General features: G+C 63.5%; 19 protein-coding genes and 1 tRNA gene. 16 read left to right on the plus strand and 4 right to left on the minus strand.

The features are described 5' to 3' along the window. Positions 1-3 precede the first annotated feature (3 nt). From G3N97_RS23315 to G3N97_RS23335, 5 genes are all read left to right on the plus strand, one after another. A complete protein-coding gene (locus tag G3N97_RS23315) occupies positions 4-894 on the plus strand; it encodes a DUF2950 domain-containing protein (RefSeq protein WP_205995340.1) in 891 nt (296 codons plus the stop codon). A 210-nt stretch (positions 895-1,104) separates the two neighbouring features. After that, on the plus strand, positions 1,105-1,692 hold the full coding sequence (locus G3N97_RS23320) for a YSC84-related protein (RefSeq protein ID WP_205995323.1): 588 nt from the start codon (positions 1,105-1,107) through the stop codon (positions 1,690-1,692). Between the two features lie 239 nt (positions 1,693-1,931). Next, positions 1,932-2,876, plus strand: a complete 945-nt coding sequence (locus tag G3N97_RS23325) for a LysR family transcriptional regulator (RefSeq protein WP_205995324.1) — start codon at positions 1,932-1,934, stop codon at positions 2,874-2,876. 156 nt (positions 2,877-3,032) lie between these two features. Continuing rightward, positions 3,033-4,235, plus strand: a complete 1,203-nt coding sequence (locus G3N97_RS23330) for an NAD-dependent formate dehydrogenase (RefSeq protein WP_205995325.1) — start codon at positions 3,033-3,035, stop codon at positions 4,233-4,235. Between the two features lie 6 nt (positions 4,236-4,241). Further along, positions 4,242-4,754 carry an HPP family protein gene (locus tag G3N97_RS23335; RefSeq protein ID WP_205995326.1) on the plus strand — a complete coding sequence of 171 codons (513 nt, stop codon included), beginning with the start codon at positions 4,242-4,244 and terminating at the stop codon, positions 4,752-4,754. A 111-nt stretch (positions 4,755-4,865) separates the two neighbouring features. Here the strand turns inward: G3N97_RS23335 and G3N97_RS23340 are convergent, their stop codons facing one another. After that, positions 4,866-5,999: a hypothetical protein gene (locus G3N97_RS23340; RefSeq protein WP_205995327.1), complete on the minus strand. Its 1,134-nt coding sequence runs from the start codon at positions 5,997-5,999 to the stop codon at positions 4,866-4,868. A 4-nt stretch (positions 6,000-6,003) separates the two neighbouring features. Next, positions 6,004-7,638 (minus strand): hypothetical protein, encoded by a 1,635-nt coding sequence (locus tag G3N97_RS23345; RefSeq protein WP_205995328.1) that lies wholly within the window; start codon positions 7,636-7,638, stop codon positions 6,004-6,006. A gap of 581 nt (positions 7,639-8,219) precedes the next feature. Between G3N97_RS23345 and G3N97_RS23350 the strand changes: the two genes are divergently transcribed. From G3N97_RS23350 to G3N97_RS23360, 3 genes are all read left to right on the plus strand, one after another. Beyond that, positions 8,220-9,857 (plus strand): methyl-accepting chemotaxis protein, encoded by a 1,638-nt coding sequence (locus G3N97_RS23350; protein WP_205995329.1) that lies wholly within the window; start codon positions 8,220-8,222, stop codon positions 9,855-9,857. Positions 9,858-10,036: 179 nt separating this feature from the next. Beyond that, positions 10,037-11,293 (plus strand): D-amino acid dehydrogenase, encoded by a 1,257-nt coding sequence (locus G3N97_RS23355; protein WP_205995330.1) that lies wholly within the window; start codon positions 10,037-10,039, stop codon positions 11,291-11,293. A 47-nt stretch (positions 11,294-11,340) separates the two neighbouring features. Beyond that, entirely contained in the window at positions 11,341-12,258 is a 918-nt protein-coding gene (locus G3N97_RS23360; protein ID WP_205995331.1) for a glutamate/aspartate ABC transporter substrate-binding protein, read from the plus strand. A gap of 166 nt (positions 12,259-12,424) precedes the next feature. On the opposite strand, the gene G3N97_RS23365 is transcribed toward G3N97_RS23360, so the two are convergent. After that, positions 12,425-12,501: transfer RNA gene (locus G3N97_RS23365), tRNA-Val, on the minus strand. Between the two features lie 95 nt (positions 12,502-12,596). Continuing rightward, positions 12,597-13,394 (minus strand): DNA-binding transcriptional regulator, encoded by a 798-nt coding sequence (locus tag G3N97_RS23370; RefSeq protein WP_205995332.1) that lies wholly within the window; start codon positions 13,392-13,394, stop codon positions 12,597-12,599. Positions 13,395-13,634: 240 nt separating this feature from the next. Here G3N97_RS23370 and G3N97_RS23375 point away from each other — a divergent pair, with 240 nt between their 5' ends. The 8 genes from G3N97_RS23375 to G3N97_RS23410 all read left to right on the plus strand — a co-directional run. Then, the gene (locus G3N97_RS23375; protein ID WP_205995333.1) at positions 13,635-15,506 is read left to right on the plus strand and encodes a bifunctional 3-(3-hydroxy-phenyl)propionate/3-hydroxycinnamic acid hydroxylase; all 1,872 of its coding nucleotides are present in this window, start codon (positions 13,635-13,637) and stop codon (positions 15,504-15,506) included. A 17-nt stretch (positions 15,507-15,523) separates the two neighbouring features. After that, positions 15,524-16,483 (plus strand): 3-carboxyethylcatechol 2,3-dioxygenase, encoded by a 960-nt coding sequence (locus G3N97_RS23380; RefSeq protein WP_205995334.1) that lies wholly within the window; start codon positions 15,524-15,526, stop codon positions 16,481-16,483. Between the two features lie 70 nt (positions 16,484-16,553). Then, entirely contained in the window at positions 16,554-17,342 is a 789-nt protein-coding gene (gene mhpD / locus G3N97_RS23385) for a 2-keto-4-pentenoate hydratase (RefSeq protein ID WP_205995335.1), read from the plus strand. Positions 17,343-17,367: 25 nt separating this feature from the next. Then, on the plus strand, positions 17,368-18,318 hold the full coding sequence (locus G3N97_RS23390) for an acetaldehyde dehydrogenase (acetylating) (RefSeq protein ID WP_205995336.1): 951 nt from the start codon (positions 17,368-17,370) through the stop codon (positions 18,316-18,318). A 12-nt stretch (positions 18,319-18,330) separates the two neighbouring features. Next, complete coding sequence (gene dmpG / locus G3N97_RS23395) at positions 18,331-19,356, plus strand: 4-hydroxy-2-oxovalerate aldolase (protein ID WP_205995337.1); 1,026 nt, start codon at positions 18,331-18,333, stop codon at positions 19,354-19,356. 116 nt (positions 19,357-19,472) lie between these two features. Continuing rightward, complete coding sequence (gene mhpT / locus G3N97_RS23400; protein ID WP_205995338.1) at positions 19,473-20,753, plus strand: 3-(3-hydroxy-phenyl)propionate transporter MhpT; 1,281 nt, start codon at positions 19,473-19,475, stop codon at positions 20,751-20,753. A gap of 61 nt (positions 20,754-20,814) precedes the next feature. Then, positions 20,815-21,699 carry an alpha/beta fold hydrolase gene (locus G3N97_RS23405; RefSeq protein ID WP_205995341.1) on the plus strand — a complete coding sequence of 295 codons (885 nt, stop codon included), beginning with the start codon at positions 20,815-20,817 and terminating at the stop codon, positions 21,697-21,699. 183 nt (positions 21,700-21,882) lie between these two features. Next, positions 21,883-22,227 (plus strand): dihydroxyacetone kinase subunit DhaK (locus G3N97_RS23410; protein ID WP_205995339.1); only part of this gene is annotated, 345 nt, incomplete at its 3' end.

Genomic DNA, 22,227 nt, shown 5'->3' on the forward strand with positions numbered 1-22,227 from the left:
TGGATTCGCGCCGCGGTGTCGGCTGCCGCCGCGCTCGCGTTCGCGCTGGGCGCTGCGCCCGCTGCGTTCGCGCAGGCCGTCTATCCCACGCCCGACGCTGCGGCCGAAGCGTTCACGAACGCGCTCGCCACCAACGACCACGAGGCGATGAAGCACGTGCTCGGCAGCGACTTCCAGCAGTTCATTCCCACGCAGAACATAGGCCGCGAGGACATCGACGACTTCCTCGGCGCCTGGTCCAAAGGCCACGAGATCGTGCCCGACTCGCCGCCTGTCGCGGGCAAGGCCAGCGCGCATCTGGCCGTGGGCGACAGCGGCTGGACCTTGCCGATTCCGATCGTGCAGGGCGCGGGCGGCTGGCGCTTCGACCCGCGTGAAGGCGCGAGCGAAGTGCTCACGCGCCGTATCGGCCGCAACGAGCGTGCGGCCATGCTCACGGCGCTGGCCTACGTCGACGCCCAGAACGACTATAAAGGCCTCATGCAGCACTACGCGCTGCGCTTCGTGAGCACGCCCGGCACGCACGACGGGCTCTACTGGCCGGCCGGTCCCGGCGATACCGAAAGCCCGCTCGGCCCGCTCGCCGAAACCATGCCGCACAACGCGAAGATCACGCCGCAGGAGGGCTATCACGGCTATCACTTCCGCATCCTCACGGCGCAGGGCGCGCATGCGAGCGGCGGCGCGCGCAACTACGTGGAGAACGGCGAGCTGACGGGCGGCTTCGCGCTGGTGGCGTGGCCCGCGCAATACGGCAAGACCGGGGTGATGAGCTTTATCGTCGATCAGGACGGCAAGGTGTATCAGAAGAATCTGGGGCCGAATGGGGCGCGCGTGGCGGCGTCGCTGAAGGCGTTCGATCCCGATCCGTCCTGGCAGCCCGCGACGCCTTGAGCGGCCGCGTCGGCGGGTAGTGAGCGCGCCCGTGTCGGCCTTCAACGCCCCGTCACGATAAATCGGGCAGAATCGGTAGCGAGTGGCGTGCGGCGCACGAGCGTCGCCCCGCTTGCGCCTGCGGACAGGACAGGTGTGGCGCCCGTCAGATGTCGGGCACGCGGATTGCTGTACCACTGCGCAAATTCTTATTCGTGTGGAGAAAACGACATGCAACGACGCAACTTCATGCTTTCGGCGGCCGCGGCGCTCGCCTCCGGCGGTTTCGCGCTCGCGGGCTGTACGACTACGGGTACCAACAACTCGAACGCGGCGACCGATATGTCGAAGCGCCAGTCGATCGACGCGAGCGTCGACAACGCCATGGCCAAGCTGTACTCGACGGTACCGGGCTCGCGCGAACTGATCGCCAAGTCGCGCGGCGTGCTGGTGTTCCCGTCGGTGCTGCAGGCCGGCTTCATCGTCGGCGCGCAGTACGGCGAAGGCGCGCTGCGCGTGGGCGGCTCGACCGCGGGCTACTACAGCACGGTGTCGGGTTCGTTCGGGCTGCAGGCGGGCGCGCAGTCGAAGGCCGTCATCTTTGCGTTCATGACGCAGGAGTCGCTCGAGAAATTCCGCGCCACCGACGGCTGGGCCGCAGGCGCGGACGCCTCGGTCGCGCTCGTGACGATCGGCGCGAACGGCGCGGTCGACACCAACACGGCGACCCATCCGGTCGAAGTGTTCGTCATGACGAACGCCGGTCTGATGGCCGACGTCTCGCTCGCGGGCACCAAGGTCTCGCGTCTGAAGATCTAAGCGGATCCTGGCGATCCAGCACTGCGCCGGCCGTCCGGCCGGTGTCAGTCGATGTAGAAAGGGCAAGACGAAACGTCTTGCCCTTTCTTTTTTACAAGCCCGATTCTGTCGATATCGCCTGTCGCCGCGACGCCGGCGCACGAACTTAGCGTAATATATCAGCGGACATAACGGGGCGGAACGTCGCGGACGCGTCATGAAAAAAGATGCGCGGCACCCACCGGATCGGGAGACAGGCGATGTTCATCCGGCAACTCAACTACCTGGTGACGCTGGCCCGCGAGCAGCACTTCGCGCGCGCCGCCGAGCTATGCAACGTCACACAGCCGGCGCTGTCGTCGGCGATACGCAGCCTCGAAAACGAACTCGGGCTCGTGATCGTGCGGCGCGGACGTCGTTTTCTCGGCTTCACCGAGGAAGGCGAACGCGTGCTCGGCTGGGCGCGCCAGACCATCGCCGCGCTCGATCACATGCGGCAGGACGTGTCCGCGTCGAACCTGCTGACCGGCACGGTCAGAATCGGCGTGATTCCCACGACGATGCCGGTCGTGAGCATGCTCATCTCCACGTGCCGCGAGGCGCATCCCATGCTGAGTTTCGCGGTGCGCTCGCTGAGTTCGGACGCCATCCTGCGCCAGCTCGACGACTACGAACTCGACATCGGCTTCACCTATCTCGACGATCACACGCAGGCCGGTTTCGAAGTGCATTCGCTGTATCGCGAGCGCTACGTGCTGGTTTCGCCCTCCGGCGCGGGCAAGAGCACGTGTTCGGGCGCGCGCCGCTGGGACGCGCTCGGCGATCTGCAATTCGGTCTTCTGGATTCATCAATGCAGAACCGCCAGGTGATCAACGCCGCGTTTCGTCGCGCGGGCGTTCAACCGAAAGTCGTGCTCGAAGCCGATTCGCTGCTCACGCTGATGTCGAATGTGCAGCACGCGGGTCTGCACACGGTGCTGCCGCATAGCGTGCTGAGCGTGATGGACAGCGCGCAACGCGATGCCGTGACGCCGCTCGAACCCGAGCTGACGCGCGAGATCGGTCTGATCGCGCGCGATCTGCCATCGCGTCCGCCACTCGTCGCGGCCTTGTGGAAAGCCGCCAAACACCTCGACATGCAAACGCGTTTCGACGCTTTCATAGAGCGGCCGCACGCCCCGCGAGAGGCGTTGCCCGCCGTTTGATAAGTCGCGCTTATCAGCTCATACGTCGAAAGAATTGGATCGCTATCGAGCTTCTCGTCGACACTCTGACCGTCGATCGATCGCATGCAGCGCGGTCGTACAACCGGCGGCGCCCAGGGCCACCGGAACCCCGTCCATCAGAGTGGAGACAACATCGTGGCTAAAATTGTTTGTGTGCTTTATGACGATCCCGTCAACGGTATGCCGAAGCAGTACGCGCGCGACACGATTCCTGAAATCACGCGCTATCCCGACGGACAAACCACGCCGACGCCGCGCGCCATCGACTTCACGCCGGGCCATCTGCTCGGTTGTGTATCGGGTGAACTGGGCCTGCGAAAGTATCTGGAGTCGAAGGACCATCAACTCGTGGTGACGTCCAGCAAGGACGGCGCGGACAGCGTGCTCGACCGCGAACTCCACGACGCCGAGATCGTGATTTCGCAGCCGTTCTGGCCTGCGTACATGACGGCCGAGCGCATTGCGAAGGCGCCAAAACTCAAGATGATCGTGACCGCGGGCATCGGCTCCGATCACACCGATCTGCAGGCCGCGATGGATCGCGGCATCACGGTGGCGGAAGTCACGTACTGCAACAGCAACAGCGTTGCCGAGCACGTGGTGATGACGACGCTGGCGCTCGTGCGCAATTACATTCCCTCGCATAACTGGGCCAATAACGGCGGCTGGAATATCGCCGATTGCGTCGAGCGCTCGTACGACATCGAGGGCATGCACGTGGGCACGGTCGCGGCCGGCCGCATCGGTTTGCGCGTGCTGCGTCTGCTCAGGCCGTTCGACATGAAGCTGCATTATCTCGATCGTCATCGTCTGCCGGAGTCGGTGGAGAAGGAACTCAATCTCACGCATCACACGAGCCTCGAAAGCCTGACGCGCGTGTGCGACGTGGTCACGCTGAATTGCCCGCTGCATCCCGAAACCGAGCACATGATCAATGCGCAGACGCTCAAGAACTTCAAGCGCGGCGCGTATCTGATCAACACGGCGCGCGGCAAGCTCTGCGATCGCGACGCGATTGTCGATGCGCTGAAGAGCGGGCAACTCGCGGGCTATGGCGGCGACGTCTGGTTCCCGCAGCCCGCGCCCGCGGATCATCCGTGGCGCAGCATGCCGCATCAGGGCATGACGCCTCACATCTCCGGAACCAGCCTGTCCGCACAGGCGCGTTATGCGGCGGGCACGCGCGAAATCCTCGAATGCTATTTCGAGGGCCGCCCGATTCGCGATGAGTATCTGATCGTGCAAGGCGGCAAACTCGCCGGCGTGGGCGCGCACTCGTACAGCGCGGGCAACGCGACGAAGGGCTCGGAAGAAGCGGCCCGCTTCAAGGCGGCCTGATCGCCTATGACGACTCCGTCCGCCGCTTCCGCAGGCGCTAACGGAGCCTCGACGTGGCGCACCCAGGCCGGCGGCATTCTGCTGGCCGGCCTGGGCGCATTCGTCGGATTGGCTCTCGTGGGCGTATTGGCGCAAGAGACCTCGGAACCGTGGATTCTCGGTTCATTCGGGGCCACCTGTGTGTTGCTGTTCGGTTTTCCGGCCAGCCCGTTTTCGCAGCCGAGAAACATCATCGGCGGTCATGTGCTGACGTCGCTAACGGGACTCGTCTGTTTGCATCTGTTCGGTCCCGGCTATATGCCGATGGCGATTGCCGCTGCATCCGCACTGATGCTCATGATGCTGACGCGCACGGTGCATCCGCCTGCGGGCAGCAATCCGGTGATCATCTTCGCCGTGCAGCCGGGTTGGTCTTTCCTGGTACTCCCAACGATGTTGGGCGCCGTTGCGCTGGTGCTGATCGGTTGGATTTACTGGTCGGTCGTCAAGCGGGGAGCGTGGCCGCATCGGCCGAAGTGATTGGCGAAGGGGGAATGGTTCGGGCTGGTATGCACTCGAACGATTTCAGGAGCACGCCGCCTTCACGCATGAAGCAGACATGAAGGCGGCGTGCTCACTCGCTAACCGATCCTAGAAGTGAATCCAGTGCGCCGCGTTGGCGAGACTCACCACGACGCCCACCAGCGCGACGACCGAGCATGCCGCGCTGATTCGCGCGAGACGCTGGACGCGCACGTTCGCATCGTTGAATTTCGCCGCATTCAGATTCGCCGTGTTCTCGGCTTGCTCCAGTTGCGCCTTCAATTCGTGCGACTGTTTTTTGCTCGCTTCGAGTTCCGACTTGAGTTGAGCAATCGAATCGGCATGCACGCCGATACGCGTGCCGTTCGCTTCGATGCCCGCATTCATCGCCTGCTGGCGCGCAACCAGACCGTCGATGGCGAGTTGCGCCTGCGCGTGACGACCGTCCGTCGCTTCGATGCGCGCCACGAGCGCTTCGCCCTGCGTCTGCGTATGGCTCATATGGCCGCTGAGCGTTGCGGCGATTTCGTCGAGACGCGCGGCGCCATGCGCTTGCGCGGCTTCGAGGCGGCTCGTCAACGCGGCGCACTGCGCGTCGACCTGCTGGCTCAACTGCCCGGTCTTCTCCATCACCGACGCGCTGAGCGACGCGGCCACGTCCTTCACGAACTGTTCGAGCGCGGCGTGCTCGTTGCGCATGCTGTCGGCGGTTGCCTGCACCGATTGAATCAGCTCGTTGCGCGTGCCTTTCACTTCCGACGCAATCGCGATGAGCTGCTTCGCGCCTTCTTGCGTCAAACCGCGCAGTTCGAAGAAATCGTTGACCAGATTCTTCAGTTCGACAGCCTGAATATGCAGCTTCTGCTGCTGCTGATCGAGCAGCACCGTATGCGATTCGAGCCGCTCGGTCTGACGCTTGAGATCGCGCTGCTGCGAACCGATCTGATCCTGCTGATGCGCGAGCTTCTGCGACTGCATCATGCTGATGACCATCAGTTGCGCGAGGCTCTTCGAGAACTCGGCCTGCAACTCCTGCGCGTCGAGTTGCGCATCCTTCAGCTTGTCGTTGTGCCACCAGCGCATGAGCGCGTTGCGCTGCTCGTGCTCGTTGCGCGCGCGCTTCAGTTCGTCGAGCCGCTTGAAGTTGTTGCGGAACTTCAAGAGCACGTCGTTCACGTCGATCTGCGCGAGCAGGTCGTGCGGGACTTCAATCTTGGCGATGTCCTGGATCAGGTCGTTCATGGTTTCAAGGTTTGGTGCAATAGTCTGCGAGCAGGCGCTCGAGTTCGTCGTCCATCTGCTTCATGTTTGCGAGGCCGATGCCAAGCGCCTTGTGCGTGCTTGCGCCGGTCTCGACGGAGGCGGCGGCCGTATCCACGGCAGCCAGCAAGTGGTATTCGGCTTTCTCCAGGTCTTCGGCCATCGCCTCGTAACAGGCGAGCATTTCCTGGTAGCGCTGCGAGTGCTGATACTGCTGCTCGATGAAGGTCGCAAGACGCTCGCCGAGCGCCGCGTCGGCTTCGAGCGTGTCGATCTGCGCCTGGAGATGTTCGGTGCCGGTTTGCGACAGCCAGTCGAACAGGCGGTCGATCGCGTAGACCGTCAAGGCGGTCATCAGCCCGGTCAGAATGCCGGTGATGACGGGCGCAACATAAGCGGCCAGCGGCGCGAGAAAGGGAATGCTGAGCAGAAAGCCCTTGATGGACTGCTCGAACAGAAGCCCGACGCTGGTCGTCATCACGCCCGCAATGATCTTCGTGGCCTGGCGCGCGGCTTCCATCGCGGAGAGACCCTTGGGCGGGAAGCAGAGGATCTTGATGGCCTGCCAGAGTCCCTTGAAGCTTTCGCGGACGACCGTGACGATCTTCGCCGACGTCGTGACGACATTGTTGATGATGAACGTGAGCAGATTGCTCACCGCGCCTTGAACGCCGCCTTCGATGAGCGCGTCGAACGCATGCCCGAGCTTCGCCGTGACGCGATCGAGCGTGCGCTTGAGCGCCTCGGTCACGCGGTCGACGAGATTCTCCGTAGGCGCCGGCGTGCGCACGAGCGTGGCGACTTCCACGTAGCTGCTGTTGACGAACTCGTGCAGCAGCACGCCCATCGCCTGACGCAGTGCATTCTTGCCCGCTTCCGTGGCGCAGGTGGAGGCGAGTTCCGCGCCTTGCTTCTTTGCCTGAGCCTTGAGCGTTTCGATCTTGCGATGACGATCGGCTTTATCCTGCGTTCTCTTGAGCAGATCAACGTCGACGCCGAACGACTCGGCATTGGTCTGCCCAGGCGTTTTCTTGCGCTCGGCATTCGCCCAGTCGAGCTTGACCTTGTCCTGCATCGACTGATTGATATCGTGCTCGGCCGGCACGAGATTCTCCGGCGCATTCGCCATCTCCACGCGCTGCGCTTCGTTCATGAAGAGATTGGCGCGAGAGTCGATCTCGATGCTTTTGACCGAATTCACGTGATCGAGATGCGTGCGCCCATCGCGCGGCAGTTCGTTGCCCGTATAAGCGCTGATGATGGGCTCATCGTTCTGGAACATCGCCTTGCGCTTCGCGGGAAACGTCTTGCCGTAAGCCGTGCGGTCGATGGGATTCGACTGTTTATCGTGCCATTCCGTATAGGCGGCGGCATCGTCCTGCGTCGCCGTAATGCCTTGTTCGAAATTGTGCAGCGTGGTGACATTGCCGCCGGTCTTGTCGTCGAACATGGCGGGCGTGAGGCCGAACGGACCGATGATCTGTTGCAGCGTTTGCTGTTTGCAGCTTTCGAGCAGTTCGTCGAGTCGCCGCTCGCGCAACTCGCGCGAACTCGGTGCCGATGTCTCCGTGGAAAGCGCGGTGCGGCTCGATAAAGCCGCGACGGGTTCTAATGTAGTCATATCGGAACGCAATCCGGGTCAATAAAAACCTGCTTTAGTCAGGCAATGTCCGAATGACGACGACGCAAGTCGGACGGAATACCGTCGAGTTATCGGCGGCGAGTTGTCATTCTTGAGGCGCGTTAAAAGCCGATAAAGGCCAGCGCTGATGTGCGAATTCGTGGCGCTGAATTCAGGCGTGTTTTAAACAAATCGGTATTTAGAGAAATTTGGATAAAAGGAAACGTTTGCTGGGATCAATTTCAAAAGAAAGACCATTTGAAAAGGGCGGAAAGAGATCGATGAAAAATTCATTGAGCATTCTTTTTTGAATTGTTGCTCGATGCGTAAAACACTATTTACTGCAATGCTTGCACTTGCGCGTGACCCGACCACGGGCGACCACAATGGCCATCGCCTAAATTTAATTAGAGTGGCAATTCCACGAATTTCCCAATAATTGAAACGAACGTCGCGAATATTCGGCTTTCCTCATGGATATCCCCTATAAGGGAGTGAATTAAACCTGCCGTTAGTCCCTGCGAAGCGCGAGATTGCGCAGGCGGCCGCGCGCCGCGATAAAAAGCCAGGAGACCGACCAGATGCTCAGGAATATCACGATTCGCGGCGGGCTTACCCTCGTCATTGGCCTATTCGTCGCCTTTCTGCTGGTGGTGATCGGCGTGGCGTACGGGGCGCTCAAATTGACCAACGAGAGTCTCGTCGATACGCAGCGCAGCGCCCAGTCGCTCGCCGCGCTCAAGACGAGTTCGGAGCGGCTTCTGCAGGTGCGTCTCGCACTGGGCGGCTACGAGACGCTGTTCAGCGTGGGCAAGTCCACGGAGGGCTTGCTCGAACAAGCGCACAAGGTGCTCGTCGATTCGAACAAGGATTTCGCGGGCTACAGCGCGGGCCCTTTCACCGACGATGAAGAAGCGCGGCTCGCCAAAGCGGTCGCCCAGGCGCGCACGGCGCTCGTCGAGCAGGCGCTGGAGCCGGAGTACAAGGCGCTCGTCGACAACGACTTCAACACCTTCCGCACCATCCAGGGCGAGACGGCCGACCGCTACTACGCGACCTACGCGAAAGCGATCGACGCGCTCGAACAATGGCAGACCGCCCGCGAACAGCGCGACGGCGAGATCGCGGCCGAGCGCTTCCAGGTGTCGGTCATCGTGTTCGGCGCGATTGCCGTGATCGGCGTCGTGCTCGGGCTGTTCGCGCGCAAGGGGCTCGCGGCGGCCGTCGTGAAGCCCGTCGATCAGGCGATTCGCCACTTCCAGCGCATTGCGGCCGGTGACCTGACCGTGGACGTGCGCGTGCGCTCGAACAATGAAATGGGCCAGTTGCTCGGCGCGCTCGCGCAGATGCGCGAAGGCCTGATGGGCACGGTCGCGCGCGTGCGCGGCAGCACGCACGAGATCACGCTGGGCGCGGATCAGATCGCCTCGGGCAACGCAGATCTGTCGAGCCGTACGTCGCAGCAGGCGGCGGCGCTCGAAGAAACGGCGGCGAGCCTGGAGGAGCTGGCGTCGGCGGTGCGCCAGAACACCTCGGCGGCGAAGGAGGCGAGCGGGCTTGCGCAAGGCGCGCTCGACACCGTGTCGCGCGGCGCGGACGTGGTCGCGCGCGTGAACGAGACGATGAACGACATCTCGTCGTCGTCGCGCAAGGTCGAGGAAATCACCGGCATCATCGAAGGCATCGCGTTCCAGACCAACATTCTCGCACTGAACGCGGCGGTCGAAGCCGCGCGCGCGGGCGAGGAAGGGCGCGGCTTCGCGGTGGTCGCCGCCGAAGTGCGCAGCCTCGCGCAGCGCTCGGGTACGGCGGCCAAGGAGATCAAGGAGCTGATCACGGCGTCGGTCGCGACGGTGGGCGCGGGCGCGCGTCTCGTCGACGAAGCGCGGCACACGATGGGCGCGGCGCGCGACGCGGTGGCGCGCGTGAGCAGCATCATGGGCGAGATCGAAGCGGCGACGCACGAGCAGAGCGACGGCATCGAGCAGGTGAATCGCGCGGTCGCGCAAATCGACGAGGTTACGCAGCGCAACGCGGCGCTCGTGGAAGAGGCGGCGGCCGCGGCGCAGTCGCTCGAAGCGCAGGCCAACACGCTGCGCGAGGCGGTGTCGGTGTTCAATCTCGGCGCTGCGCAGGGGTATTCCGTGCGCCGTGGCGAAGCGGGCGCGCAGGCTCGGGACGGCGCGCTGCATGCCGGTGCGGAGCCGGCGCTGGCCTGAACACACCGCGCGCGCCGAACCGGCTGCATCCGCAGGACTTAACCTGAGGTTATACCCCCCGCGCAATTCGCAATTGAGTTCCGTTTTTTGCCCGGTAAGACTGGTGTCGTTGGTCTCGCGAGCACGGCAGCGAAAGCCTCGCGTGACCCGGTCAAAACAAGTGGACTGAATAACGGGTTATGCGAATTTGCGTGTTGGGCGGCGGCGTCATTGGTGTAACGACGGCCTATTTTCTTGCTCGCGATGGACATCAGGTGACGCTCGTCGAGCGTCGCGCGGACGTGGCGCAGGAGACCAGCTACGCCAACGGCGGTCAGCTGAGCTACAGCTACGTGGCGCCGCTCGCCGATCCTTCGGTGCTGCCCAAGCTGCCGCAATGGCTGTTTTCACGCGATGCGGCGCTGCGCTTCGTGCCGCGCCTCGATCCGCATCAGTGGCGCTGGTGCGTGGAGTTTCTGCGCGCCTGCACGCGCGCGCGCAGCCAGCAGACCACGGCGGAATTGCTTGGTCTTGGCTTTTTGAGTCAGCGTTTGATGCACGAGATCGTCGCGCGCGAATCGCTCGATTTCGACTACGTGCGCAACGGCAAACTCGTCGTGTTTCGCGATCGAGAAGGTTTCGAGGGCGCGCGTCGCCAGGCGCAGTATCAGGCGAAATTCGGCTGCGAACAGCACGCGCTCGATGGCGCGGCGTGCGTGGCGCTCGAACCGGCGCTCGCGCATATCGGCGGCGATATCGCGGGCGGCATTCATACGCCCGGCGAAGAAGCCGGCGATTGCGACAGCTTCACGCGTCATCTGGCGAGCGCCGCGCAGCGCGACGGCGTGAAACTTCAACTCGCGACGGAATTATCCGGACTCCGTAGCAATGGATCGCAGGTGCAGGCGGCCGTCACGTCGCAAGGCGATATCGAAGCCGATGCCTTCGTGATGTGCCTCGGTTTTCAGAGTCAGCCGATGCTGGCCTCGCTCGGCGTGAGCGTGCCGGTCTATCCGCTCAAAGGCTATAGCCTCACGCTGCCCGACGCGCGCGAACACGGCGCGCCGCGCGTGTCGGTCACGGACGCGCATCACAAGGTGGTCTATGCGCCGCTCGGCGAGCGCCTGCGCATCGCGGGCATGGTCGATCTCACGGGCATGAGCGCGCACGCCGATCGCGAGCGCATCGCGCTGCTCACGCGTCAGGCGCGCGAGACGTTTCCGCAAGCCGGCGATTACGACGCGATTCAAACCTGGACGGGCATGCGGCCCGCCACGCCGGACAGCAAGCCGCTGATCGGCACAACGCGGTTTCGCAATCTCTGGATGAACACGGGGCACGGCGCGCTGGGCTTCACGCTCGCGTGCGGCAGCGCGCAACTGCTGGCGGATCGGCTCGCGAACCGCGCGCTGCCGCTCGACGGCGACGCCTTCGCGCCGGCGCGTTGGACGCGTTGAACGATTTGTTTCACTAAACCAGTCGGGAGAACAGGACGATGATCGGCATGAGAAAAATCGGGGTGGTCGGTGTGATCGGTGCGATTGGAGCAAGCGCACTGGCGGCAACGCTGTTCGCGAGTGCGGCGCAGGCGGAAGAACTCACGGGCACGCTCAAGAAAGTGCACGATACGGGCGTCATCGTGCTCGGCACGCGCGAGTCGTCGATTCCGTTTTCGTATTACGACCAGAATCAGAACGTGATTGGTTATTCGCAGGAAATCGCGCTGAAGATCGTTGAAGCGGTGAAGCAGAAAACCGATACGCCGAACCTCAAGGTGCGCACGATTCCCATCACCTCGCAAAATCGTATTCCGCTCATGCAGAACGGTACGATCGACCTCGAATGCGGTTCGACCACGAATACGTTCGAGCGCCAGAATCAGGCCGCGTTTTCGAACAGCATTTTTCTGTACGGCATTCGCTTTATCACGCGCAAGGATTCGGGCGTGAAGGATTTCGCGGATCTCGCGGGCAAGACGGTGGCGACCACGGCGGGCACGTCCGACGAGCGCATGCTGCGCAAGATGAACGAAGAGAAGCATATGAACATGACGATCATCAGCGCGAAAGATCACGCCGAATCGTTCCTCAACGTCACGACGGGCCGCGCGGTGGCGTTCGTGATGGATGAGCCGCTGCTGTACGGCGAGCGCGCGAAGACGAAGAGCCCGCAGGATTATGTGGTGACGGGCACGCCGCCGGTATCGGAAAACTACGCGTGCATGCTGCGTCGCGACGATCCGCAATTCAAGGCGCTCGTCGACGAAACCGTCGCGAAGATGCAGACCTCGGGCGAGATGGCGAAGCTCTATACGAAATGGTTCACGCAGCCGATTCCGCCGAATGGCATGAATCTCGACTATCCGCTTTCGCAGCAGATGAAGGAGCTGTTCGCGCATCCGAACGACAAGGCGCTCGATTGAATGGCGAATGTGATGCGCCTGTGCGCACGTGCCGATGTGCGCGTTGATGTGCGTGCCGATGCGTGCGTATGAAGGCACAAAAGAAAATGGCGCAGACCCGTGAGGGAATGCGCCATATTCACTGCGTAAGCACGATAAAGCCGCTACGCGATACCACTATATTCGTTGGTAGGCTCGATTGGATTCGAACCAACGACCCCCACCATGTCAAGGTGGTGCTCTAACCAACTGAGCTACGAGCCTGTAGAGAGCGCGAATTATAGAGACACTCTCGCAGGTGCGCAAGCCCCCTTTTCACAAATCGCGAAAATTATTGAAAAGGGCGTGGGCGGGCGCGTTCACGCCTCGCCCTCCTGCCGCTCCATCGCCGCCACCATTTCCTTCGCCGCGCGCTGCAACTCGGGCACGAAACGGCGCACCGCTTCCTGCGGCTGCATGGCCTGCTCCAGATAAATCACGTTGAGGCTCGCGAGCACGCGGCCATGCGCTTCGATCGCCACTGCGACCGCGCCGATCTTGCGCTGGTCGGCCCAGTCGCCGTGATTCGAGCCGAAGCCGTCCGCGCGCGTCTGCTTCACGAGATTGCGGACGAAGGCCGGGTCCGAGGCGAGCTTCTGCTGCTGTTCGCCGCCCGCGCCCGCGCGCAGCAGATCGAGCATGTCCTCGCGTTCGGCCTCCGGGCACATCGCCAGATAGACGCGGCCCGCCGCCGTGAGCAGCAACGGCAGACGCCGCCCGACCATCGAGCGATGAAACGACAGCGGGCTGAAACGATGCGTGGTCTCGCGCACGATCATCGCGTCGCCGTCGGGCGTCGTGAGGTCGGACGGCCACACGATGCGTTGCATCAGCTGGCCCATGATCGGCGGCGCGACGGTGGCGATCAGTTCGTCGTCGGTGAAGCCTTCGCTCAACTCGCGCACGTTCAGCGTGAGCCGGAAGCTGTCGTCGGAGGCACTACGCCGCACGAAGTTTTCTTCGACCAGCGTCTCCAGCAAACGCCGCACGGTGGTGCGATGCAGGCCCGTGGCCTCGCTCAGTTGCTGGCTCGTCGCGCGTCCGTTCTCCATCGCGTTGAGCGCCCGGAGAACCTGCAGACCGCGCGCGAGACCTCGCACGTTTGCATACTTCGTCATAAAAAATCTCTTTTAAATCAACTGTGTGCATTCTATGCACATTTCTTCGAAATTGTTGAGCGGGCTTGGGCGCGCCCCTAGACTCGCTTTCATTCACCGGCCTGCGGCAAAACGCCCAAGGCGGTGATCCGTTTCAGGCAAAACCTGTCAGCACCCGCAGCGGCCGCCGAGCCGCGCGACAGATCTGCATGGGATCGCACGCGGCGCACGAACGCCCGCGCGATCCAAACAGGAGACAACATGCACACCACGCCTCATCAGGCGGATTCCGTCCGCCCGCGCCAGCACGTTACCGACGTCGCCATCATCGGAGCGGGTCCGGTCGGCCTCACGATCGCCAATATTCTCGGTCTGCAAGGCGTGCGCGTCACGCTCATCGAAAAGCTCGATCAGATTATCGACTATCCGCGCGCGATTGGTTTGGATGACGAAGCATTGCGCGTGTTTCAGTCGATCGGCCTCGCCGATCAACTCGCGCCGCACACCACGCCCGATCACTGGATGCGCTTCGTGACGAAAGACGGTCACTGTTTCGCGTCGATCGAACCGCGCACCGACGAATTCGGCTGGCCGCGCCGCAATGCCTTTATTCAGCCGCTCGCGGATCGCGTGCTTTACGAAGGGCTCGCGCGCTTCGCGCACGTCGACGTGCTGTTCGGTCACGACGTGAACGGCTTCGCGCAGGACGCGCAGGGCGTGTCGATCGACGTGAGCGATGCAAACGGCGAGCGCCGCACGATTCGCGCCGCGTACATGGTCGGCGCGGACGGCGGCAACAGCTTCGTGCGCCGCGCGCTGAACGTGCCGTTCGAAGGCCGCACGAAACCGAATCAGTGGATCGTGGTGGACGTGCGCAACGATCCGATCGGCTCGCCGCACATCTACATGCATTGCGATCACACGCGGCCTTATGTGTCGGCGGCGCTGCCGCACGGCATTCGCCGTTTCGAATTCATGGTGATGCCGGGCGAAACCGAGGAAGAACTTTCGCAGCCCGCCAACATGGCCGCGCTGATCCGCAAGGTGGTCGCGGACCCGGACAAGGTCGACTACATCCGCAAGCGCGTCTATACGCACAACGCGCGGCTCGCCGAAACGTTTCGCGTGGACCGTGTGCTGCTCGCGGGCGACGCGGCGCACATCATGCCGGTGTGGCAAGGACAGGGCTACAACAGCGGCATTCGCGACGCGAACAATCTCGGCTGGAAACTCGCGATGGTCGCGAAGTGTCTCGCCGATGGCCGCCTGCTCGACACCTATACGGTCGAGCGCCGCGCGCATGCACGCTCGATGATTCACCTCTCCGAAGTCGCGGGCGATATCTTCGCGCCGACCACGCGTTTCGGCGCGCGCTTTCGCGATGCGTTCGTGAAGTCGATGAACGTTTTCCCATCTGTGAAGCGCTATTTCGTCGAAATGCGTTTCAAGCCGATGCCGCGTTACGAAGCGGGCGTGGTGTTGTTGCCGCCGCCGCAAGCGCAGGGCGGCTGGCTCGCGCGCACGCTCGAAGGCGCGGGCAGCGGACCGGTCGGCCGCCTGCTCGGGCTGATGAGCCAGAAGCGCGATTCGCTGCTCGGGCGTCTCGCGTATGGCCGCGATCCACATGCTGCGTCGCCGGTGGGCCGCATGTTCGTGCAGCCGCGCGTGCGTCTGGCCGATGGCCGTGTCGTGCGTCTCGACGATGCGATCGGCAACGGTTTCGCGCTGCTCGCCTGGGGCGCGGACCCGACCTTCGGCCTCACGCCGCAGGCGCGTGCGTTGTGGGCGCGTCTGGGCGCGAGCTTCGTGGTCGCGAAGCCGGACGTCCAACTCGATTTCGGCGACGACGTGCCGGCCGACGTGCTCGCGATCGGCGACGTGCAGGGCCGCCTCAAGGACTGGTTCAGCCGTCTGCCGGAATCGGTCGTGCTGCTGCGCCCCGATCGCTTCGTGGCGGGCGTATGCACGCCGCAGCAGGTCTCGGACGCCATCGTCGAACTCGCGGGCAAGCTCGGCATGAGCGACGCTGCTGTGAACGACGCTGCCGTGAACGACGCGCGAGCCGCAGCACCGATTTCCCGCCCCGCGCTTGCCGACGTTGCCGTCGCCGTCGCGCGCGTCGCCGAAGCTTGAGCAGGAGCCTCACGACCATGCCGATTCACCTCGAATGTCTCTCGCACACGCCGTTGCACGGCTACTTCGATCCGCGTCCCGACGTGGTCGAGGAAGTCGAACGCGTGGGCCGCGCGGCGCGTGCGCGCGTCGACGCCTTCAATCCCGATCTGATCGTGGCGTTCGCGCCCGATCACTTCAACGGTTTTTTCTACGATGTGATGCCGCCGTTCTGCATCGGCGCGAAGGCGCAGGCGATCGGCGACTTCAAGAGTCTCGCGGGCGACTTGCCGGTGCCGTCGGTGCTCGCGCATGAACTTGCGGAGCACGTGCTGGCTGCCGATATCGACGTGGCGCTTTCGTATCGCATGCAGGTCGATCACGGCTGCGCACAGGCGCTCGAAGTGCTGACGGGCGGCCTCGATCGTTATCCGGTGATTCCGGTGTTCATCAATTCCGTCGCGCCGCCGATGGCGACGCTGCGCCGCGCGCGTCTGCTCGGCGATGCGATTGGCCGTTTGCTGTCGCGCACGAATCGGCGCGTACTCGTGGTCGGTTCGGGCGGTATCTCGCATGAGCCGCCGGTGCCCGAACTGATCGGCGCGACGCCCGAAGTGGCCGAGCGTCTGATCGCGGGCCGCAATCCATCGGCCGAATCGCGCGAGGCGCGTCAGGCGCGCACGGTGGCGGCGGCGCGCGCGTTTTCGCAAGGCGACAGTCCGCTGCATCCGCTCAATCCCGAATGGGATCGGGCGTTTCTCGCGCAGCTTGCTTCGGGCGAGCTGACCGCAGTGGACGGCATGACCAACGCCGCCATCACGCGCGACGGCGGCAAGTCGGCGCACGAGATCCGCACGTGGGTGGCCGCGTTCGGCACGCTCGCCGCGTACGGCGACTATCGCGCGTCGCTCGATTACTACCGCGAGATTCCGGAGTGGATCGCGGGTTTCGCCACCATGCACGCGTCGCCCGCAAGCGCATGGCGCGCAGCGGCTTGATCGACGCCGATCCAGACAATCGAACGATCAAATCAATCGATCGCGATTCATAGAAACAAGGAGAGTTTGCATGACCGATCAGCATCGCATCGCGGCGCTTGCCGCGCGTTTGCGCGAAGCCGAGCGTACGCGCAACGTGATCGAGCCCGTACGCGGCGAGATCGCGCTCGACGACATCGCCACGGCTTACGCGGTGCAACAGGCGAACGTGGACCTGCGCGTGAAAAACGGCGAGCGCATCGTGGGCCGCAAGATCGGCCTCACGTCGCTCGCGGTGCAAAAGCAGCTGGGCGTCGATCAGCCCGATTTTGGCGCGCTGTTCGCGAGCATGGCGCACGGCGACAGCGAAGCCATTTCGCTCGCGCAACTGATCCAGCCGAAAGTGGAAGCGGAAATCGCGCTCGTGCTCGCACGCGATCTCACGCATGAGAAGCACACCTTCGTCGACATCCTGAATGCAAGTGCGTATGCACTCGCGGCGATCGAAATCGTCGATAGCCGGATTCGCGATTGGGATATTCGCTTCGTCGATACGGTCGCCGACAACGCGTCGAGCGCGCGTTTCGTGGTGGGCAGCCGCCCCGTGCCGCTCGCGCAGATCGATTTGACGGCGTGCGCGATGGAGCTGTCGCGTGACGGCGAAGTGCTCTCGCGCGGCAACGGCGCCGCGTGCCTCGGCAATCCGCTCAACGCGGCCGTGTGGCTCGCCGACCGCATGGTGCAGCTCGGCACGCCGCTGCGCGCCGGCGACGTGGTGCTCACGGGCGCGCTCGGCCCGATGGTCGCCGTGAAGGAACCCGGCACCTACACCGCGCAGATCGAAGGCCTCGGCGCCGTTCGCGCGACTTTTACAGCCTGATTCACAGGCCGAAACAGGAATTAACATGGCTTCCGAAAAACTCAAGGCGGCGGTTATCGGCTCCGGCAACATCGGTACGGACCTGATGATCAAGATCATGCGTAACAGCCGGCATCTGGAGATGGCGGCGATGGTCGGCATCGATCCGAACTCCGATGGCCTCGCGCGCGCCGCGCGGCTCGGCGTGGCGACCACGCACGAAGGCGCGGAAGGACTTACGCGTCTGCCTGTGTTCAACGATATCGACTTCGTATTCGATGCAACGTCGGCGGGCGCGCATGTGAAGAACGACGCGCTGCTGCGCAAGCTGAAACCGTCGATTCGCATGATCGATCTGACGCCTGCCGCCATCGGTCCGTATTGCGTGCCGGTGGTGAATCTCGACGCGCAGATCGACGCGCTCAACGTGAATATGGTCACGTGCGGCGGTCAGGCGACCATTCCCGTCGTTGCAGCCGTATCGCGCGTGGCGAAGGTGCATTACGCGGAAATCGTCGCGTCGATCAGCAGCAAATCGGCGGGTCCGGGTACGCGCGCGAATATCGACGAATTCACCGAAACCACCTCGAAGGCGATTGAAGTGGTCGGCGGCGCGGCGAAAGGCAAGGCGATCATCGTACTGAATCCGGCGGAACCGCCGGTGATGATGCGCGATACCGTCTACACGCTGTCCGAACTCGCCGATCGAGACGCGATTGAAAAATCGATTGAAGACACCGTGGCGAAAGTAAATGCCTACGTGCCCGGTTATCGGCTCAAACAAAAAGTGCAATTCGACGAAATTCCGGCGAATGCGCCGTTGACGATTCCCGGACTCGGCAAATTCAGCGGCCTGAAAACCTCGGTGTTTCTCGAAGTGGAAGGCGCTGCCCATTATTTGCCCGCGTACGCAGGCAATCTCGACATCATGACGTCCGCCGCGCTCGCGACCGCCGAGCGCATGGCGCACACGCTGCTGAGCGTGCAGGGCGCGTAAGGAGCACAAGCGATGAGCAAGAAACTTTATATCTCCGATGTGACGCTGCGCGACGGCAGTCACGCCATTCGTCATCAATACTCGATTCAGAACGTGCAGGACATTGCGCGTGCGCTCGACAAGGCGAAAGTCGATTCAATCGAAGTCGCGCACGGCGACGGTCTGCAAGGATCGAGCTTCAATTACGGCTTTGGCGCGCATAGCGATCTCGAATGGATCGAAGCCGTCGCCGATGTGGTGCAGCACGCGAAGATCGCCACGCTGCTGTTGCCCGGCATCGGCACGATTCACGATTTGAAGGCCGCTTATGACGCAGGCGCGCGCGTCGTGCGCGTGGCCACGCATTGCACGGAAGCCGATATTTCGAAGCAGCACATCGAATATGCGCGCGAACTCGGCATGGACACGGTCGGCTTTCTGATGATGAGCCACATGACCACGCCCGCCAACCTCGCCGTCGAAGCGAAGAAGATGGAAAGCTATGGCGCGACCTGTATTTACGTGGTCGATTCGGGCGGCGCGCTCACGATGAATGACGTGCGCGATCGCTTTCGCGCTGTCAAACAAGTGCTGAAACCCGAAACGCAAACGGGCATGCACGCGCACCACAATCTCTCGCTTGGTGTGGCGAATTCGATTGTCGCGGTGGAAGAGGGCTGCGATCGCATCGATGCATCGCTGGCGGGCATGGGCGCGGGCGCGGGTAACGCGCCGCTAGAAGTGTTTATCGCCGCGGCCGAACGCATGGGCTGGCATCACGGCACCGATCTCTACACGCTGATGGACGCCGCCGACGATATCGTGCGCCCGTTGCAGGATCGTCCGGTGCGCGTGGATCGCGAAACGCTCGCGCTCGGTTATGCGGGCGTGTATTCGAGCTTCCTGCGCCACTCGGAAGTGGCGGCGCGGAAATACGGCCTGAAAACCGTGGATATTCTCGTCGAACTCGGCAAGCGCCGCATGGTGGGCGGACAGGAAGACATGATCGTGGATGTCGCGCTCGATCTGAAGCAGCGCGCCGCCGCGCATCAGCCGTAATGCAACGCCGCGTATCGACATCGAGCGATACGCGGCGTTGTTGCGAAGGGCGTTTCGATATTCAAACCATAGCCGGCGAACAAGATCGGCTTAAAGACAACTTTGGAGACTTTCACATGACGTCGCGAATCAGTGGTGCTGGAGGAAGCGTGAGCAGTTCGGGGAGCAACAAGGTGACGATCGGGCTGTGTCTCGCGATCGCGCTGCTCGAAGGGCTCGATCTGCAATCGGCGGGCGTGGCGGGGCCGCGCATGGCGAAGGAGTTCGCGCTGAGCGTCGCGCAGATGGGCTGGGCGTTCAGTGCGGGCGCGATCGGCTTGCTGCCGGGCGCGGCCTGCGGTGGACGGCTCGCCGACCGGTTTGGCCGCAAGCGTGTGCTGATGGTGTCGGTTGCGCTGTTCGGCGTGTTCTCGCTCGCGACCACGCTGGTCTGGAACTTCGAAAGCCTGCTGATCGCGCGTCTGATGACGGGCCTCGGACTCGGCGCGGCGATGCCGAATCTGATCGCGCTGTGCTCGGAAGCGGCCGGTCCGCAGCAGCGCAGTACGGCGGTGGGCGCGATGTACTGCGGCATGCCGTTCGGCGCGGCGATCGCGGCGCTCATCGGCATGCTCGGCGCGAGCCCAACTAGCTGGCGCGACGTGTTTTACGTCGGCGGACTCGGGCCGATCGTGATGCTGCCGCTGCTCGGCGCGTTCCTGCGCGAGTCGCAGCAATTCGTGGCGGCGCGCGCATCGCGCGTCTCCAGCGCCGCACGCGACGAGGTGCCGGGTATCGGCGAAGCGCTCTGGCGCGCAGGTCGCGCACGCACGACGATCTCGCTGTGGATCAGCTATCTCGGCACGCTGATCGTGCTGTATTTCCTGATGAACTGGCTGCCTTCGATGGTGCTCGCGCGCGGCCTCACGCGTGTGCAGTCGAACATCGTGCTGATGATGTTCAACATCGGCGGCGGCATTGGCGCGGTGACGATCGCGACCGTGATGGACCGCTTCGGACGTCGGCGCACGGTGATCGGCATGTACGTGGGGATCGCCGTGGCGCTGGCGGCGCTCGCGAGCGCGGGCGGCGCGACCGCGATGGCGTGCGGCGGCCTGCTCTGCGGCCTCTTTCTCGTCGGCGGCCAGTCGGTGCTTTACGCGCTCGCGGGTCACGCTTATCCGACCGAAGTGCGCGGCACGGGCGTGGGCGCGGCGGTAGCGGTGGGACGCCTCGGCTCGATTCTCGGGCCGCTCGTCGCGGGGCAATTGTTCGCGATCGGACAGAGCCCGTCGATGCTGGTGGCGTCGAGCATTCCGCTCGTCGTCATTGCCGCGATCGCAGCCTTGACGGTGGTGGGCGGATTCGCGCGGCGAGAGTCGATGGAAAAGCAATCGCCGGAAATTCAGGGTATCTAACTAATTTAAGGGAGAAAGCATGGCTTTCTCCGTGACGAGCGTTTACAGCAAGGACAACATCATGACTGCAACTGCATCAGCGATTACGGAAGCCGCGACGAGCCGCTTCGCGAACGTGACGGACGGCGATCAAACGCTGCGGATTCACTATAACGACACCGGCGCGCCGAGGGACAACGCGAACGGCGAAACCGTGGTGATGCTGCACGGATCGGGACCGGGCGCGAGCGGCTGGGCCAACTTCAATCGCAATGTCGAACCGCTCGTGGCGGCGGGCTATCGCGTGATCCTGATGGACTGCCCGGGCTGGAGCAAGAGCGATCCGATCGTCTGCACGACCTCGCGTTCGGAACTCAATGGCCGCATTCTTAAAGGCCTGCTCGACGCGCTCGATATCGAGCGCGTGCATATTCTCGGCAATTCGATGGGCGGCCATAGCGCGGTGGCGTTCGCGCTCGGCAATCCGCAGCGCGTGGGCAAGCTCGTGCTGATGGGCGGCGGCACAGGCGGTCCGAGCAACTTCGCGCCGATGCCCACCGAAGGCATCAAGCTGCTGCAAGGGCTTTATCGCGAGCCGACCATCGAGAACCTCAAGCGCATGATGAACGTGTTCGTCTACGACGCGAGCGCGCTGACCGAGGACCTGATGCAGGCGCGCCTGGACAATATGCTCGCGCGCCGCGATCACCTCGACAATTTCGTGAAGAGCCTCGCGGCGAATCCGAAGCAGTTCAACGATTATGGCCCGCGTCTGGGTGAAATCGCCGCGCCCACGCTGGTGATCTGGGGCCGCGACGACCGCTTCGTGCCGATGGATACCGGGCTGCGTCTGCTCGCGGGCATGCAGAACGCGCAACTGCACGTGTTCAATCGTTGCGGCCATTGGGCGCAATGGGAACATGCGGACGCGTTCAATCGCATGGTGGTGGATTTTCTCGCGCATTGAGGTTGGGTTAAGACGTCGCGCAAAACGGCGCGCTTTCGGGGTTCGGCCCGGAGCGCGCCGTTTTTGCGTTTCGCGCTCGCAAGCCCACGCCCACCCCGAGCGGCGTACACTGGCTGAACCCGGCGGCGCGCGATGCGTGCTGCATGGCGCCCGGGACGTCCAACCGTTTTCGACAGGGTCGTCATGAAGAAACTGGTCAATCACCCGTCCGACGTCGTGCACGAAATGCTCGAAGGCATTGCGTTGCAGGCGCCCAACGTCGTCATCCTCGGCGGCGAAAACGTGCTTATTCGCAGGGACATTCCGGAGCCGCCGTCGCGGCCCGTCGCGCTGATCTCGGGCGGCGGCAGCGGCCACGAGCCCGCGCATGCGGGCTACGTGGGCGCGGGCATGCTGAGCGCGGCCGTCTGCGGCGAGGTCTTCACGTCGCCGCCCACGAGCGCTGTGCTGGCGGCCATCCGCGCGACGGCGGGGCCGAAAGGCGCGCTCTTGATCGTCAAGAACTACACGGGCGACCGCCTCAACTTC

This window comes from Paraburkholderia sp. Ac-20347, from assembly GCF_017104805.1.
Lineage (GTDB): Bacteria > Pseudomonadota > Gammaproteobacteria > Burkholderiales > Burkholderiaceae > Paraburkholderia > Paraburkholderia tropica.